Below are 17,961 nucleotides of genomic sequence, written 5' to 3'. Positions count from 1 at the left end.
AGTCTGGTCGTGGAATTTATGACTGAATAAATAAGTATTATGTAGGGTAGTGTTCTTACTAAAGAGCAACATGCCCTAGTAAAAACAGCATATTTAATCGCTCATTTGTACAATTGTTTGCGCTACGCTAAATAAGGTTTTATGTGTATCCATTGCTTGTTTTTGTAGCTGTTTATGGGCTTGCTCTTCAGTGAGTTTTAACTGTTCAATAAGTATATATTTGGCTTGGTGAATTACCTTTTGCTCACTAATTACTTTTTTAGCGTCAAGTAACGCTTGGTTTATTTGTTTAATATGCTGGCTTTGCTCGATAATTAAATCGTACATACTTTTATTACTATTGAGCTTATCGGCCGCAATGTTTTGGCTTACTTCTGGCTCTGGTTGCTTAATAGCTAATTGCCCAAAAGTAGGGGCTATGTGTTGCTCTGCCATATTGTTAAGTACCTGCTTATTTGTATTTAAGCTACGTTGAGCACAGGCTATTTGCATTGCTGCGGTATCAATTAACTGATCTGCTATATTTTGTTCAATTTTATGCATTATATCTATGCGCGTAGTGGTTACCTCGTACCATACTTCGCTCAGTTGTGAGAGCGGTTGAGCGTTCTCGTCATCGAGCTTTTGCAGTAAACTTCTCAGTTGCTCTACCTGATTATTAACCTGATGTGTTGTTAGTGTGCCAAAACATTTTAAAAGGTGCGCATCGGCGTATTCATTAAAAAAGTCAAAACTGTGGTTTTGCTCTTGTACAAAATGCGCGAGTTGTTGTTTTTGCTCTGTGGTAAATTTACTCGCTGCAAATGCTTGAGCACCACATGCTCGCTCTTGTCCTGCGTATTCTTTACCTTGCATAAAATTAAAAAATGCGACTAATAAGCGCGTTATTTTGGGATCGCTTGCGCCATCGGCCGCCTCTAAAATAATATTGAGTAAACTAGCAATTAACTGAGTGAATGACTGAGTAGCATGCACTGCACTAATATTTTGTTGTGCTATTTGGTTTCGCAAGACGGGTAATGCGTCGAGTGCTTGCAAGCTATACGTAATTAAATTAAATAACCGAGTATGGCCAGTATCGGCGTTGTCGTTTATAAATGTTTGCTTAAGTGAATCATAAAAATCAGTTTGTGCGCTGTTGCTTAAAGGGATCTGCTCTTGTAATTGGCTTTTGAATCGCTCGCGATTTGAGGCCAAAAATATATTACTCATCGCGCGCTCTTTTTGTAACTGGTGTACAAAATCGCCTAATTTAGTAAGCGAGGCACAACTGTTTTGTAATTGCTTTAGGGCATGTATTTCTTGATATTTAGCCGCTAATAAAAACTGTTTTGTGAGAGGATTGCTTGTCGCCATTGGTATTATTCCACACTTTTTTGTTTTTAAAGTGCAACCACTGTTCCAATCATTAATAAATTTCATCATTGAATTTAAAATCAAGCTAATACAATTGCTTAAAGTATAATTTTTGTTTATCACTGTATTTCTATAATTTAAATTGCCATTACTTTTAACTTATTTGGTGCATTTAAACATGTTATTGCACACAACTTGAACCCAAATTAAAAACAAAAAAAGCGCCTACTCCTGGGGAGGTAGTAAGCGCGAAAAGTGCATTATTCATTATCTATCTTGCGTTAACATTAATACTGTTTAGTAACTCTGGGCTGATAGCCATTTTATGATTTATTACTTCGCCAATCATAATTAGGGTAGGGCCTTGAAGGTTGTGTTTAGCATGCTCATTTACAACATGCTCAAGCGTACTGGTAATTACTTTTTGCTTAGTGGTAGTGGCATTTTCTATTAGTGCAATGGGTGTATTACTTGGCCAACACACTGACTGCAAACCGTTGCTTAGCGATTGTAAGCGCGAAAGCCCCATATAAACCACTAAAGTAGGGTTGTTGTTTCCTGGCATAAACGCGTAATTTTGCCAATGAGGTTGCTTGTTAGGATCGGCAAACTGCGCCGTTAAAAATGTAACACTACGCGCTACATCGCGTGCTGTTAGCGGAATACCTGTATAAGCAGAAGTAGCACAAGCCGTTGTTACACCCGGAACAATCGCAAAATTAATATTATGCTTAGTTAGCGCATCGGCTTCTTCGTTAATACGTGCAAATATACTCGGATCGCCGCCTTTTAAACGCACTACGTTTAAGCCTTGTTGTGCGTATTTAACCAGTAGTTCGCAAATGTTAGCTTGGGTCATCGAATGCTTACCAGCACGTTTACCTACAAATACTCGCTGTGCTTTTTTAGGAAGCGTTTTTAATAAATCATCGCTTACTAACCAATCGTATAAAACAACATCGGCGGTATTAATTAATCGCTGCGCTTTTACCGTAATTAGTTCAGCGTCTCCTGGACCCGCACCAATTATATAAACATTGCCGCTTTTAGCACTGCGACTATTTGAGCTCGTTAATTTAGCAACAAGCTTATTTAGCCACACGTTTTCAATACCCGAAAAATAAGACAATACACTCATACTATTCCCCTAAGCCACAGCTGTTGTAACTTTTGGTTCAGAGCTTATAAATACACTTCCATCTTCAATTTTTGCATTAAAAACCGGTAAGTGTATTGCTTCTGCTTCTAAACATTCGCCTGTTTCTAGGCAAAAGTGTTGCTTATATAAAGGCGATGCGACAACTAATTTATTGTCGATTGAGCCAATAATGCCACGTGATAATACATTAGCTTTGCCAATTGGGTCGTAGTTACTAATAGCAAACACAGCCGTTGGATTTTGTGGAATGTAAAAAATAGCCACTTGCTGATTATTAACTAATGCACATACGCCGCTATTAGCCACTAGGTTGTCGATTGTTCCAATATTATGCCAAGACATCAGCTTGCTCCTCTTCAACTTCCATTACTGGAATACGGTTTTGTGTATTACGTTGCTCACGTTTTTCGGCTTCTGTAGCAGGGCGAATTTGGTTACGCTCTTGCACAAATAGAATGTTGTCGTCGGTTTCGGGGCTATTAACAAACTGGCGGAATCGTTTGGCAGCATCTGGGTTTTCAATTGCTTTTTTCCACTCACACGCATAGGTTTGTGTAATTAATTCCATTTGCGCTTCTAACTCGTCGCAAATACCTAAGCTGTCGTCAATAACTACGCTTTTAAGGTAGTCTAAACCGCCTTCAAGATTTTCCATCCATACCGATGTACGCTGTAATTTGTCAGCCGTTTTAATGTAAAACATAATTACGCGGTCAATGTATTTAATCAGTGTTGGTGTGTCTAAATCGGTCGCAAATAAATCAGCATGGCGAGGGCGCATACCGCCATTACCACACACGTATAAGTTCCAGCCGTTTTCGGTGGCTATAATGCCAATATCTTTACTTTGTGCTTCGGCGCATTCGCGGGTACAACCCGATACCGCCATTTTAAATTTATGCGGTGCACGTAACCCTTTGTAGCGGTTTTCAATTTCAATTGCGTGTCCAACGCTGTCTTGCACACCATAACGACACCACGTACTACCCACACACGATTTAACGGTTCTGAGTGACTTACCATAGGCATGACCGGTCTCAAATCCGGCTTCTATAAGTCGCTCCCAAATAACAGGAAGCTCTTCTAAGCGCGCACCAAATAAATCAATACGTTGACCGCCAGTTACTTTGCAGTACAGGTTAAAGTCTTTGGCTACTTGTCCAATTACAATGAGTTTGTCGGGCGTTATTTCGCCACCCGCAATACGCGGTACCACAGAGTACGAGCCATCTTTTTGCATATTTGCTAGGTACGTATCGTTAGTGTCTTGTAAGCCAACATGATCGGGCTCTAAAATGAAGTCGTTCCATGTTGAAGCTAAAATAGAGGCAATGGCAGGTTTACATATTTCACAGCCATGACCGCTACCGTGTTTAGTTAGTAAGTCATCAAAGCTTTTAATGCTTTCTACTTTTACCATGTGCAGTAGTTCTTGGCGTGAATACGCAAAGTGCTCACATACATGGTTGTTTACTTCAACTCCACGACTTGCTAATTCGTTATCAACAACTGATTTTAATAATGCCGCACAACCACCACAGCCGCTTGCTGCTTTAGTGCATGATTTTACCGAGGCTAAATCGCATGAGCCGCCATCAATTGCACCTACAATGTCGCCTTTACTCACATTGTGACACGAACAAATAGTGGCGGTGTCGGGTAGGGCACTGCCAGATAACGAGGGTGCGCCGCCGCTGTCTGGTAAAATTAAACACTCCGGGTTTTCTGGTAAGTCCATATCGTTAAGCATGTACTGCAATAAAGTATCGTAATCGCTGGTATCGCCAACAAGTACAGCGCCCAGTAATTTATCGCCTTTTTCACTTAGTATTATTTTTTTATAACAGCCGCGAATAGCGTCTTGGTATATAAGTTCTTTACAGTCTGGGGTTTTTGCGTGAGCGTCGCCAATTGAGCCTACTTCTACGCCTAACAACTTAAGCTTTGTGCTCATATCAGCACCTAAAAACTCAAGCTCGCCACCACTTAATTGACTCGCTGCAACGCGCGCCATGTTGTAACCCGGTGCAACTAAACCAAATAATTTTTTGTCCCACAGGGCACATTCACCAATGGCTAAAATATCAGGATCTGACGTTTGGCATTGGTTATTAATAATAATACCGCCGCGTTCACCAAGCTCTAAATCAGCAATTTTAGCTAGCTGATCATACGGGCGAATACCGGCAGAGAATAAAATTAGGTCTGTTTCTAAAAATGTTTCGTCTGAAAAATTTAATCTAAAGCGACTCGTTTCGCCTTTTACTATTTCGCTGGTCGCCTTTGATGTATGTACCGTTACGCCAAGTTTTTCTATTTTATTTTTTAGTAGCGTACCGCCTTGCCCGTCGAGTTGAACAGCCATAAGCTGCGGTGCAAACTCAACTACGTGGGTATCAAGCCCCAGTTGCTTAATAGCATTTGCAGCTTCAAGCCCCAACAAACCACCGCCAATAACAACACCGCTTTTACTTACAGAGGCACTGGCTTTTATTTGTTCTAAATCTTCTAATGTGCGATACACCAAACAATGAGGTTGGTCGTTACCTTTTATAGGCGGCACAAACGGAAATGAGCCTGTCGCGAGTATCAGTTTGTCGTATGGGTATTGCTCACCGGTTAATGTGGTCACTATTTTTGCTGATCTATCAATGCCTTCAACCCACTGGCTGGTATGCACATTAATATTAAGCTGTTTGTAGTTGTCGTGAGTGGTAAGTGCTAAATCGGCGGCGGTTTTGCCATCAAATACACTTGATAAGTACACGCGATCGTATGCAAGATTCGCTTCTCCGCAAAGTACAGTAATGTCTGCGTTGGCATCGCTTTGACGCATTTGCTCAACAAAGTGGTGTCCGACCATACCATTACCAATAATGAGTATTTTTTGCGAGGTTTGCATAGGGCATTCCTTAAAGTGACGGTTTAAATATAAATAACAAAAAAGCCCGCCACAAATACGCATTATGCATAACTGTGTGCGGGCTTCTTTGCCGATGGTTGCTAATAGCTATTGTGCTCACAACCTAAATTTTTGCCGTAAGTAAAACGGGCTTGTTAATAGAATGTTTGCAAAAACACAGCCAGTTTTTTAAGTTATTGTTTAAATAGTATTTAATGTATTTTTAGAGTGAGGATAAAACCTATTTTGTTATATGTTGGTGCGCGCCTGGCACTAAGAGGGTGCAAGTATTGTCATTGTTTTGTGCATTATCAGTCAATAAAACACCCATTATCATTGAGTGTGTATTGCGTTAAATTTAACCCATGAAATATGCACACGAATTACGATCAAAATGACTAACACAAACTCAATAGATGCTTCCCCTTTTCATGAAGGCGAGCTGGCAATACAAGACAAACTCGGTAAACGAGAAATAATGGCAACATTTGGCAAACGTGCTGTGCGCTCATTTATGCCAGAGCAGCATCAAGCCTTTTTTGAGCAGTTACCATTTGTGGTTGCAGGCAGTGTTGATGAAAACGCTGATCCGTGGGTATCTATTGTTTCAGGACAGCCTGGCTTTTTAAGCTCACCCACATCCACACCCACATCGTTATTAATGACCCACGCGGTTGATAAAAACGACCCCTTACATAGCACGTTAAATATTGCCGGCTCGCCAATTGGTTTGTTAGGCATTGAGCTAAGCACGCGTAGGCGTAACCGTTTAAATGTGCGCGTAAGTGAGGTAATTAGTGATAATCAGGTGAGTTTTAATGTTGATCAATCCTTTGGAAATTGCCCGCAGTATATTCAAACGCGCGACTTAACGTTTAATAGAGATCCTTTAGTTAAAAGTAGTGCAGTACAAAAAGTTGAATTTAATACACTTGATAACGCAGCTAGTACGTTAATTGATATCACCGATACATTTTTTGTTTCAAGCTTTATAACCGCAAAAAACAACCCAAAAATTGAAGGTGTTGATGTTTCTCACCGTGGTGGGTTGCCGGGCTTTGTAAAGCGCGAAGGTAACACATTAACGATTCCTGATTACGCAGGTAACAATTTTTTTAATACCTTGGGTAACTTTTTATTAAACCCAAAAGCGGGTTTGTTATTTCCTGATTTCGACACGGGTAATGTATTAATGCTTACCGGCAGCGTTGAAATTTTATGGGACGGGCACCCAGCGCTTGAAGGCTTTATTGGCGCAGACCGAGGCTGGAAATTTACCCTCACTAAAGGGCTATGGCTTAAAAACTTACTCCCGTTTAGTGCTAAATTTGATGCTTATTCCCCAAACACTAAAATGACGGGCACGTGGCTTGAGGCTGAGAAAAACAAACAAGCCGAAAAACTAAAACATACTTGGCAGCCTTTAAAAGTAACCAAAATAACGAAAGAAAGTGATGTAATTACCTCCTTTTATTTAGAGGGCGATAACAATACAACCTTGTTACCGTTTAAAGCTGGGCAGCACTTAACGGTGCAAATACCAAGTAAAAGTAGTGGTAATAGCAGTAGTAATAACAGTAAGAGCAAACCTGTTATTAGAACCTACACCGTGTCATCGAGCCCTCATGAACTATTTTATCGGTTATCGATTAAAAAAGAACTCAGTGGTGAGGTGTCTAACTATTTTCATAATAACGTAAAAGTAGGCGACGTTATTTTAGCTAAATACCCACAAGGGCAGTTTTTTATTGACCCAGCAAGCATTAAACCTGCGGTATTAATTGGTGGCGGAATAGGCATTACACCTATGATCTCAATGGCTAAATATATTGCCAATGAAGGGTTGAGAACCCGCTATACACGCCCTTTGCATATTTTTCATAGTGCTAAAAATAAACAGCAGCGTGCGTTTTATAACGAGCTAAAAACACTTGCAGACACGAGTGGCGGGGCAATTGATTACTACTCACTTTTATCGCAGCCAGAGCTTAGTGAAAAACAAGGCAATGGCTTTAACGTAAAAGATAAGAGCTTTAACTTAAAAGACGAAAGCTTTAATTTAAAAGGGCGCATAAATGCGGATGTGTTTAGGTATTATTTACCACTTGATAATTACGAGTTCTTTTTATGTGGACCGCAAGCGTTTATGCAGCACGTATATAACGAGCTGTTATTACTCGGTGTGCAGGATAAAAACATATTTGCGGAAGCATTTGGACCCTCCAGTATTAAGCGCAAAGTACTTAACACAAGTGAAGCGCCTAATAAAAGCAAAGAGATTAGCGTTGAGGAAGCAGACAACACCGTAATTAAATTTAGTAAATCGGGCTTTGAACAGCGCTGGAATAAAGGCGACAACACTATACTTAATGTAGCCGAAGCTCATGGTTTAGAACCTGAATTTGGCTGTCGAAACGGCAGCTGCGGCAGTTGCGCTGTAAAAATAAACGCAGGCGCTGTGGTTTATCGCAATAACGTAAGTTACCCAGTAGAGACAGGGCAGGCGCTAATTTGCTGCGCCGTACCCGCCAAAGGCGTTGATGAACTTGATATAGAGCTGTAGCGTTTTGAAACAAAGTATTAAACTTTAATTTAGTGTAAACTGAAAAGCTTGAGAGGCAAAAGTATTGGGGCCGCTTAACGTTATTAAGAGATATGTGGGTAAGCTCACTTAACGGTAGTTAAGCCTGAAATTGTTTTTTATTAATAATAGGCACAAAGGTGGAAGGTAAGTTGCCTTCCAACCTGATATGTAAACTTTACCTGAGGTATTTATTTATTAATATGTGAAACAGCGGCACACCTAATGTAAGTATAAGTCCCATGGACATGCCTGCTATGAGACAAGCTGCACTCCAAAATGACCACTTTTTCTGAACAGCTTGAAAGTGTTCAATATTATCCCATCTTTTATTTTGCCATGCCCATTCTCGTCCTTTAAAACCTAAGACAAATGCCATGATAAAACCAAGATAAGGAACAAGAACAAGTGCGCCAATCCATGTCCGGTTATGTATTGCCCACGCCCAATTAAATAAAAAGGCGCCCCAGCTCCATCCTTTTATACCTTCTGGTAGCTTATGGCCCTTTCCCATGCCTGAAGTGTTGGCATCACTCTTTATGTTTTTACCAGATTTGGCGTTTGAACGTTTTTTACTCACTTACTCTCTCCTTGAATATATACAATAGTCCTGTAAATTAAATCATTTTTAATTTGTTATTAAAAAATAATAACTTGAATCCTATTTGCATTCAATAGTTTACTGTATTTTATGCAGGAAATGATAAAGAGTTTTTCTTTGTCACTATTACTTATTTACACTGTTTCAAAATCATATTTATGTGTAATTGCTTTACCAGAAAGTATTTTCCTTGTTTTATATAAAAATGTCTGCACATTTTAAGAAACCATTCGCAGGATATATTTTAACTTATTGTAAAATAAAAATATTATTCACTTTTTGCAGATTTCACTTAAACAAACACAAAAAAAGAGGCTTAATAGCCTCTTATAAAACAGTATTAAAAACTTAAAACTAAGCTAGTAAACCCGCTTCTGTTTCAGGCATTGCTATATAGCCATCAAGTTTACGAACGTTGCTTAACCATCTTAAAATATTTGGGTATTCACTAAGTGATACGCCGCCCTCTGGTGCGTGCGCTATGTAAGAAAAGTTGGCAATGTCGGCAATAGTTGGCTGAGTGCCTACTAAGTACTCGCGATTTTGTAAATACGCATCCATTGTTTTAAATAATGTGTGGGCAATGTTTATCGCGTTTTGATGATCAATCTCTGCGCCAAATACAGTAACTAAACGCGCCGAACACGGACCTGAAGCCACAAGCCCTGCAGCAACGCTCAACCAGCGCTGAATGTGCGCTTGAACAGCAATATCTTCTGGGTACCAGGTTCTATTAGCATCAAATTTTTGTGCCAAGTACATTAAAATAGCGTTTGAATCGTTAATAATGTCATCGTTATGTTTAAGTACCGGTACTTGCCCAAAAATATTCATTTCAAGAAACTCTGCTTGCTTTTGTACGCCGTTTTGCAGTGCCACATCAACCATATTTACATCAAGCTTTAAAAGCGATGTAAATAACTCTGCACGATGTGAATGACCAGATAAAGTAAAACGGTATAGCGTTAGGTTGCTCATGGGTTGTCCTGTTTTTTAATTTTGAATAGTGATTTTTAATAACGCTATTCTTTCACTATTATCCGTTTTGAAAAACCGAGCTAGTAAGGAATTAATGTCAATGCTATATTGACAATCATGGATACTATTATTGGCATTAAAACAATCATAGCGGTTGTTGAAACAGGCTCTTTTACAGCCGCAGGCGACAGACTAGGGCTTTCAAAGGCACTGGTTAGTAAATACGTGGGCATTGTAGAGCAAGACTTAGGGGTTAGATTATTTAACCGCTCCACGCGCAGAATTTCGATTACCGAGGCGGGGCAAAGTTATTACGCAAGCGTAGTGCCGGTAATTGAAAGCTATAGCGAAATGCTCGATAACTTATCGGGTCAAACAGCCCTTGCCAGCGGCAAGCTTCGGGTGAGTGCGCCGGTGTCGTTTGGCGAATCAAACCTTGCGCCGTTAATGCCTGAATTACTGAGCCAATACCCTGATTTAAGTATTGATTTAGTGCTTTCAGACAAAACAATTGATTTGCTTGAAGAGGGGGTTGATTTAGCAATTAGAATTGGCAGTGTGTCTGACTCTAATTTAATTGCGAGGCAAATTACCAGTTACCCCTTAATTTTATGTGCATCAGCCGATTATATTCAGCGTTTTGGTGCACCAGCGAGTGTTAACGAGCTTGAACAACACGCCACGGTGATTGATAGCAATTTTAAAATAGGTCGCCATTGGCCTCTAGTTTCACCTAGTGGTGAGGCATTAACGGCAAGCGTAAACTCGCGTGTTTCGGTTAATAATCCACAAGCTGTAAAAGAGGTGGTTGTAGCGGGTGGCGGTATTGGCTTAATTCCTGAAATAGTGGTGAGAGACGATATTGCATCGGGTAAGCTTGTACAGGTTATGCAAGGTTATAAAACCTTTGAGTTTGGTTTATTTGCTATTTATCCGCATAGAAAATTTGTGGCTCAAAAGGTTACGTCGTTTATTCAGTTTTTATTTGAAAAGTTTGAAGCTAAGCCAAAAACAAAAAAGCCTAAAATCAGTTAAGTGATTTTAGGCTTTTTAAAGTGGGTCATTAAAATATCATTTAAAACAGTTGCTTACTTTAAAGTGGTGATTACTTAAAACAACCACTTACTTTAATATAATAACTGGCACATCGTTGTTTTCGAGCATTTTAATGGTATTACTGCCCACAAAAAACTGCCTTAACTTCGAATGCCCAAAAGCCCCCATAACAATCAAATCAATATTATTTTGCTCTTTGTATTGCATTAACGAGTCAAAAATATTGCCCTCTAAAAAGCTTGCAGACACTTCAAAACCCATATTACTAAGCTTAAATTGAGCGTTAAGAAACTTCTCTTCTAAGTTCTTCTCATTATTATTAATACTCACTAAATGACAATGAAGCCCATGTAATAAACCGCCATCAATAACTTGTTGCAGTGCTTTGTCGGCTGTTTCGCGACCATCGTATGCAATCATAAATGATTTAGGTTGCTTAAACTTTCTAGAAATAAGCAATATTGGTTGCGAGGCGCTACGCACGAGCGTTTCGATGTGTGAACCAAGTGCATTTAAATCAACACGATGATCAACACCATTTCGACCAATAACGATTAAGCGAGTATCATCTTTAAAATCAATAATAGCGTCGATTACATCACCGTGACGTTTAATTAATTCATAGTTTTGAATATGAGCAATTTTTGCTTGTACAGCAACCGAGTCGAGTAATTCATCTGCTAGTTTTAAAGAAACTTTACTACGATGTTCATCGAGTTTTGTCATTTCTTCAAGCAAAGCCGATTGGGCACCTAAACCAATCGTACCGGTGTAGTTACCTACATTAGTTTGTTGTATTTTTTCAAGCATATGTATAAAGCTAATTGATTTATCTAACTTTTTTGAAGCCCAAATAGCAGCTTCGGTTACAGCGTGTGTAATGACAGAGCCATCGATACAGGTAATTATTTTTTCCATTGCATTCTCCTTAATGACCGCCAAGTAGTTTATCGACTTCTTTAGGGTCGTTATGTACGCCAAACTTATCAACAACTGTTTCGGTTGCGCTATTCATACCAACAATATTAACTGTTGCGCCTTCGCGTCTAAATTTAATAACCACCTTATCGAGTGACGATACACCGGTTATATCCCAAAAATGTGCATGGGTTAAATCTATAACAATATTTGTTACCGCACTTTTAAAATCGAACGAAGCAATAAATTGCTCTGCTGAGGCAAAAAATACCTGACCTACAACTTCATAAGTTACTAGGTTTTTAGTTTCATCGTGCTTAGTTGTAACAACCATAAAGCGACCAATTTTGTTCGCAAAAAACAACGTAGCTAGCAATACGCCAACTAAAACACCAATGGCTAGATTATGCGTGGCAACTACCACAATAACGGTTGAAATCATCACTACGTTTGACGAAAGAGGGTTCTTTTTTAAATCTTTAACGGATGTCCACGAAAACGTACCAATCGATACCATAATCATTACTGCAACTAATGCCGCCATAGGAATTAAACGCAGCCACTCATCTAAAAACACCACCATAATGATTAAAAATAAACCGGCAATAAATGTTGAAAGCCTGCCAAGTCCCCCCGATTTAACGTTAATAATTGATTGTCCAATCATGGCGCAACCCGCCATACCACCAAATAAACCTGCGCCAATATTTGCAATACCTTGACCTTTACACTCTTTATTACGATCGCTCGTTGTATCGGTTAAGTCATCAACAATAGTAGCGGTCATCATCGATTCAAGTAAGCCCACAACCGCAAGACCAATCGAATACGGTAAAACAATTTGCAGCGTTTCGAGCGTTAGCGGTACATCGGGCCATAAAAATATAGGCAGGGTGTCTGGCAGTTCGCCCATGTCGCCAACAGTTCTTATATCAAGCCCTAAAAACAGTGCAAGCGAGGTAATAACAACAATACACACTAAAGGGGAGGGAAGTATTTTGCCAATTGTTGGAATATACGGAAATAAGTAAATAATACCCAAACCCGCTGCAGTCATCGCATAAACATGCCAAGTAACATTGGTAAGCTCAGGTAATTGCGCCATAAATATTAAAATCGCTAATGCGTTTACAAACCCTGTAACAACAGAGCGCGATACAAACCGCATTAACTCACCGAGCTTTAAAAAGCCTGCAAATATTTGTAGTACACCAGTAAGTAAGGTAGCAACCAGTAAGTATTCCAGACCATGATCTTTAACCAGCGTTACCATTAACAGCGCCATTGCACCGGTAGCAGCCGATATCATGCCAGGGCGTCCGCCTACAAAGGCAATAATAACGGCGATACAAAATGAGGCGTATAAACCCACTTTAGGATCAACACCCGCAATAATAGAAAAGGCAATCGCTTCAGGTATTAGGGCAAGTGCCACAACAATACCAGCAAGCACATCACCACGAACATTAGAGAGCCAATCTCTTTTTACGTGATCAAACATGTAATAAACCTAATTAGTTAGTTTCCCAAAGTATAGGGGAGTATTTTATTTAAATAACAATGATTCTCGCGCAGATGGCGATTAAGGTTGCACGCAACGTGCTGATGAAAAAGGGAGTGGTTGCCTAGGGCGGCGTAAGTTTCAAGTAAAAAGCTCCTTTTTGATTAGTGTGTATTGATAATGGGAATAAATTATAAGTAACGCATACACTTTAGCAATATAGAGTTAGTTCATAAAGAGTAAACCTCAATCCAATAAGGTTTTTAAGCAATTAAAACTCATACGTAAAACCAAACTCTCTTAATTTTTCGTACACGTTTATATCAAAACGATAAAGCGTTGCGGCTCTGTGAGCTACGTTGGTTTGTTTTTCTTTGCAGTTTATTAATAAGTTCATTTTTTGAAACTTACGTCTAAAGTTAGGTTTATCGAGTGATTTATTTAAAATCGACTCGTAAATTCCTTGTAGCTCAAGCAGGGTGAATTTTTCAGGGAGTAAGCTAAAACCAATAGGCTCGTGTCTTACTTTGTAGCGTAAGTAGTCTAAGCCACTTTTTAAAATATCGGCATGGTCAAACATTAAAGCGGGTACACTATTTACATCAAACCATTCACACTCTAAAGCATTATCGCCGCTCACAAGGTTGGTTTCTTCAAAGCGAACGAGCGAATAATAAACAATAGTAATAATACGTCTAGCAGGGTAGCGGTCTACATTACCAAATGCACCTAACTGATCTAAGTACAGGTTTTCAACACCGGTCGTACTTTTAACAACACGCAGAGCTGCAAGGTCTAAGTTTTCATCTTTACGAACCCAATGACCAATTAAACCCCATTGGCTTGTTGCAAGGCCCCGATTATATTTAACCAGCAACACCTTTAACTTACCTTCATGAATAGCAAATACAATATTATCTACGGTTAGATTGCTAATGCAGTCATCAGGAATCGATTCTTCGTCAATGTTGTTAGAAATGTTTGATGTTTTATAGTGCATAAATTACTCAGAAAAAGCTATACGAAGATATTGTTATAAAGACTATTAAGGGTATATAAAAGGTGGGTAAAGCGCAAATAAAAAGCTTTTATAATTCCTATTTAAAACAATCAGATAAACTTAAAAAACGTTTACGCCCCATTGTTTGGATAGGAACTGGCTTAGCTACATTTCAGCAATTAGTCGGCATTAACGTTGTTTTTTACTACGGCGCGGTACTTTGGCAAGCAGCAGGCTTTACTGAATCTGACGCGTTACTTATTAATATAATAAGCGGCTTTGTAAGTATTTTAGCGGTGTTTATTACCATGTATTTTATAGACAAAATTGGCAGAAAACCTTTTTTGTTAACCGGCTCAATTGGTATGACGGTGACACTTTCGGTTATTGTTTATGCCTTTTTAAACGCAGATATTGGCTCAACAGGTAACTTAGAATTAGGAGAGCAGGGCATAGTTGCTTTAATAGCCGCTAATGCGTATGTGTTCTTTTTTAATCTATCGTGGGGCCCTGTAATGTGGGTTATGTTAGGCGAAATGTTCCCTAACCAAATTCGCGGCTCTGGCCTTGCAGTTACCGGCTTTGCCCAGTGGATAGCTAACTTTTTAATTACCTGGTCGTTCCCTGTCATGCTCACCGGTATAGGTTTAGCAGGGGCTTATGGTTTTTACGCATTTTGCGCGTTTGTTTCAGTTATATTTGTATTTAAGTTTTTACACGAAACCAAAGGCAAAGAGCTTGAACAAATGAAAGGGTAAATATTATCCCTTTAATAAGCGCCAAAACTAAAGCAATAGAACTAGAATAATAGAACTAAAGCAATAGTTTTGGAGTTGTTAGACTGCTTCACTCGTTAAGCTTTCTTTTTACTAAACCCAAACACTTTATAAACTCGCAGCAACTATCTCATTTCTCAATAGTTAAATTATTAATGCATTTAAGTAAAGTGTGAGTCGCTTGTTCAATATCACGATTTGTAATAGCGTTTAACATCATTTTTTAAACTTTTATTATTTCGATTTAAGCTGCCTTCATCGACGTCTTCCTTTGGTTTTTAACTGGATTATCAACTTTCGACCATGTTGTGAAAATGAATAATATTAGACGTGACGTAGTTTTTGTAAAAAGACGTAGTTGCGCAGTTTGTGTAATAAGCAACTAAAAAGCAAATACAGCTGATAGTCTGCAGTGAGCGAGAAGCAGTCAGTCACTAGCTATGGATTAAGCTCAAGTTTATCTTAAAATTTTGCAAATTTAAGAGCACAATACTGATGGTCAAGTCACATCAGTGGAGAGCCTTATACAAAATTAAGCTTTATTAAAGACGATTTTATTGTTTGATTAAGAATAATTGCAATTAGCTAGCAGCAGTATTATACATTTCTGATTTTTTTAGTAATATGTTAGTAGTTGATGGAGTTTTAAATACCAAAATGGTACCAACCATTTTTAAAGGGATGTTACATGGAATTCATTTTTATAATTGCAGTTGTTATATTGATAATTTGGTTAATTACCAGTTCACGCTCAAATTCAAATAAAGCAAAGCCTCGAGTATTAGATAATCCAAGCTCGGACATAAAAGGCACTCATAATACGTCAGCCTCTAAGTCTTCTATATCTGCTCTATCCAATGATGCAATCAGCCCAATAAAATCTATTAAAATTGATAAAGCATCAGTAAGTGTTGAATTACACGAACAAACTAATGAATTAGCAACCTCAAAGGAGACAACTCCAAAACCTCGCATCACTGTTGTTAATACATCTACCCCAACTATAGAAAGTGCTGATAGTTCGACAAATTCTGAAGACGATTTAGCCACATTTAATATTTTTGAGAGTAATGTATCTGAAGACACCTATATCAATAAGGGTAAACAAGCTCAATGGTTAAGCAAGGGTCAAGAAGTTACTATTCACAGTCGAAAGTTAAAAGGGTTTCTGTACGTAGGTGGGGTGATGGAATCATTGGTTGGTTATCGCTCTGAACCAGCATTAATTTGTACAGACTTACCAGTAATATCACCACGGACTAATTCAAACGAATTCCCAACTGATGAATCTTTAGGCTACTGGCCAAGCTACGGTTTATTATCTAAAGAGTCTAGAGGTGCCTACCTTGATTGGTTAGCAACCGATAGAAGTGCGGGCAACACCCCAATTGGCTTTGTATTTTTGTACTTTTACGGATTTGAAAGATTTGTTGTTGAGAATGGTCAAGATAATAAAATTGGAGAGGAACAATTTGAAGATATTTTTGATGAAGTACTTCGTTTACATAAAGTGTTTGCTTCAAATCGCTCTTTTGCGGGTTATTCAGCAAATCTCTTAGAGTTTATGTATTTAGTTAAACCTAAATTACTTAAAGGTAAAAAACATACATTACCGAAGACGCGTCATTCACTACTTTTTAAATTACGCCTTTCAGAGCAAATCGTTGCCACAGAAAAAGTGGATGATGAGTTGGCACTTGAATGGATCAAAAATACAGACCAATACAATTTAAAAACCGCAGCTAGGCGTTGCGATGTAGAGTTTGATGCACTTTTTAAACTTTACTACAATCAAAAATTCTCTGAGGGAATGCAAGTTAAACCAAATAAAACCAAGTTAAACGCTGAGTACTTTGCCGCCAGCGGTGGTATCCCTAGCGTTAAAATTTTACTAGATAGTTTACCAGACCCGAGTATATTAAAAGCCCCTATTAAAAAGCTAATACCTATTGCTGATAAAGCCGCTGAAGAGCTCGCTAGTTATAGCCGTTACTTAGGTAAAGCAGGCACTAGTAGAGATGACTTAGCTGCACTGATGTTACTTCCACGCGCTATTACTAATAGCCAACCATCACCATTAATTGAAAAGTTTAAAAAGTGGGCTAAGGCTATCATTTTAGAAAATGATGGGGTAACAAACGTTTCTGAATTTTGGTTGCAAACAGACTTACCAGCACCAAAAGCGATAAATAAAAAGGAAAGTGAACTCATTTATAACCTAGCGAGCTTTGCTGATATAGGTATTGCACCTGACTTACGTTACCACCATGCAAAACCTAAATTAGATGGCAAACTTGTCTTATTTACTCCAGGGCATGGGGAAGAGTTTGTCCCTAGTCATGTATTTAACCAAGTGGGTGTCGCACTTCGCTTAGGTGTGATGGTTGCAAACATAGATGGGGTTGTAGATGAGTCAGAAAGTTCTGAGCTAGAAAAGCTAATTGCTCATGATGAGAAATTAACGGATACAGAAAAGCGATCTTTAAAGGCTTATCTTACATGGCGATTAGTTACCCCATCGGATAATGCGGGTTTAAAAAATAGACTTAATAATTTAGGTGAAACAGAAATAGAATTTGTGAAGCGGTTTATTCTGTCTATTGCGCTCGCTGATGGCAACGTCGATAACAAAGAAGTAAAACAAATCGAGAAGCTCTACACGAATTTAGGGTTGAATAAAGAGTCTGTCACGAGTGATATTCATCAGCTTACTACAAGTAGTCATCAGCTTGCGCCAAAAAGTCAAAATTCATCAGAATTTAGCTTAGATGAAACAATCTTAGCCCTTCATGAAAGCCAAACAACAGAAGCTAAAAATATGCTGGAAAAGATCTTTACCTCAGATGAAGATGAAAGCGATTATGTTGAAGTTGTAGAGTCTACAAACGAAGTTGAAGGATTAGATCAGGCTCATAGCCAGTTGTTTGAAAAGCTATGTGCTAAAGCGCAATGGGGTCGCGAAGAGGTAGCTCAAATGTGTAGTGAGCTAAAATTAATGGTCGATGGTGCTATAGAAACCATTAATGACTGGTCATTTGATTTAGTGGATGCACCAGTAATTGATGATGACGGTGATATATACATTGATGAAGAAATAGTCGAAGAGATAGTCGAAGAGATAAGGGAGTTATAA

12 protein-coding genes and 1 pseudogene are annotated in these 17,961 nt (G+C 38.7%); 4 read left to right on the top strand and 9 right to left on the bottom strand.

The genetic code is table 11. From position 1 onward, the window contains the following. Positions 1–93: 93 nt before the first annotated feature. The 4 genes from CXF64_RS19495 to nirB all read right to left on the bottom strand — a co-directional run bounded on the left by CXF64_RS19495 (position 94) and on the right by nirB (position 5,417). Positions 94–1,356 (bottom strand): nitrate- and nitrite sensing domain-containing protein, encoded by a 1,263-nt coding sequence (locus CXF64_RS19495; protein WP_101217840.1) that lies wholly within the window; start codon positions 1,354–1,356, stop codon positions 94–96. A 271-nt stretch (positions 1,357–1,627) separates the two neighbouring features. After that, positions 1,628–2,494 (bottom strand): uroporphyrinogen-III C-methyltransferase, encoded by an 867-nt coding sequence (gene cobA, locus CXF64_RS19490; RefSeq protein WP_101217838.1) that lies wholly within the window; start codon positions 2,492–2,494, stop codon positions 1,628–1,630. Between the two features lie 9 nt (positions 2,495–2,503). Beyond that, entirely contained in the window at positions 2,504–2,857 is a 354-nt protein-coding gene (nirD, locus tag CXF64_RS19485) for a nitrite reductase small subunit NirD (protein WP_002959861.1), read from the bottom strand. Then, positions 2,844–5,417, bottom strand: a complete 2,574-nt coding sequence (nirB, locus tag CXF64_RS19480) for a nitrite reductase large subunit NirB (RefSeq protein ID WP_101217837.1) — start codon at positions 5,415–5,417, stop codon at positions 2,844–2,846. The genes nirD and nirB overlap by 14 nt, the downstream gene beginning before the upstream one ends. A 394-nt stretch (positions 5,418–5,811) precedes the next feature. On the opposite strand from nirB, the gene CXF64_RS19475 reads away from it, so the two are divergent. Further along, on the top strand, positions 5,812–7,980 hold the full coding sequence (locus tag CXF64_RS19475; RefSeq protein WP_101217836.1) for a 2Fe-2S iron-sulfur cluster-binding protein: 2,169 nt from the start codon (positions 5,812–5,814) through the stop codon (positions 7,978–7,980). 196 nt (positions 7,981–8,176) lie between these two features. Here the strand turns inward: CXF64_RS19475 and CXF64_RS19470 are convergent, their stop codons facing one another. Both CXF64_RS19470 and CXF64_RS19465 read right to left on the bottom strand, forming a co-directional pair. Then, positions 8,177–8,578 (bottom strand): hypothetical protein, encoded by a 402-nt coding sequence (locus CXF64_RS19470; RefSeq protein WP_010552564.1) that lies wholly within the window; start codon positions 8,576–8,578, stop codon positions 8,177–8,179. A 375-nt stretch (positions 8,579–8,953) separates the two neighbouring features. Continuing rightward, positions 8,954–9,577 (bottom strand): glutathione S-transferase, encoded by a 624-nt coding sequence (locus CXF64_RS19465; RefSeq protein WP_101217835.1) that lies wholly within the window; start codon positions 9,575–9,577, stop codon positions 8,954–8,956. Between the two features lie 117 nt (positions 9,578–9,694). On the opposite strand from CXF64_RS19465, the gene CXF64_RS19460 reads away from it, so the two are divergent. Beyond that, the gene (locus CXF64_RS19460) at positions 9,695–10,612 is read left to right on the top strand and encodes a LysR family transcriptional regulator (protein WP_101217834.1); all 918 of its coding nucleotides are present in this window, start codon (positions 9,695–9,697) and stop codon (positions 10,610–10,612) included. An 87-nt stretch (positions 10,613–10,699) separates the two neighbouring features. On the opposite strand, the gene CXF64_RS19455 is transcribed toward CXF64_RS19460, so the two are convergent. The 3 genes from CXF64_RS19455 to CXF64_RS19445 all read right to left on the bottom strand — a co-directional run bounded on the left by CXF64_RS19455 (position 10,700) and on the right by CXF64_RS19445 (position 14,052). Continuing rightward, the gene (locus CXF64_RS19455) at positions 10,700–11,551 is read right to left on the bottom strand and encodes a universal stress protein (RefSeq protein WP_101217833.1); all 852 of its coding nucleotides are present in this window, start codon (positions 11,549–11,551) and stop codon (positions 10,700–10,702) included. 10 nt (positions 11,552–11,561) lie between these two features. Then, positions 11,562–13,052 (bottom strand): SulP family inorganic anion transporter, encoded by a 1,491-nt coding sequence (locus CXF64_RS19450; protein WP_101217832.1) that lies wholly within the window; start codon positions 13,050–13,052, stop codon positions 11,562–11,564. A gap of 271 nt (positions 13,053–13,323) precedes the next feature. After that, a complete protein-coding gene (locus CXF64_RS19445; protein ID WP_101217831.1) occupies positions 13,324–14,052 on the bottom strand; it encodes an NUDIX hydrolase in 729 nt (242 codons plus the stop codon). A 113-nt stretch (positions 14,053–14,165) separates the two neighbouring features. Between CXF64_RS19445 and CXF64_RS19440 the strand changes: the two are divergent. Together CXF64_RS19440 and CXF64_RS19435 are read left to right on the top strand one after the other, a co-directional pair. After that, positions 14,166–14,810 (top strand): annotated as a pseudogene (locus tag CXF64_RS19440) (MFS transporter); the annotation flags it as partial. A gap of 706 nt (positions 14,811–15,516) precedes the next feature. After that, the gene (locus CXF64_RS19435; RefSeq protein ID WP_101217830.1) at positions 15,517–17,961 is read left to right on the top strand and encodes a tellurite resistance TerB family protein; all 2,445 of its coding nucleotides are present in this window, start codon (positions 15,517–15,519) and stop codon (positions 17,959–17,961) included.

Source organism: Pseudoalteromonas sp. GutCa3 (genome assembly GCF_002836155.1).
GTDB lineage: Bacteria > Pseudomonadota > Gammaproteobacteria > Enterobacterales > Alteromonadaceae > Pseudoalteromonas > Pseudoalteromonas arctica.
The sequence above is the reverse complement of the archived record's forward strand: the minus strand, read 5'-3'. Positions and strand labels throughout refer to the sequence as shown.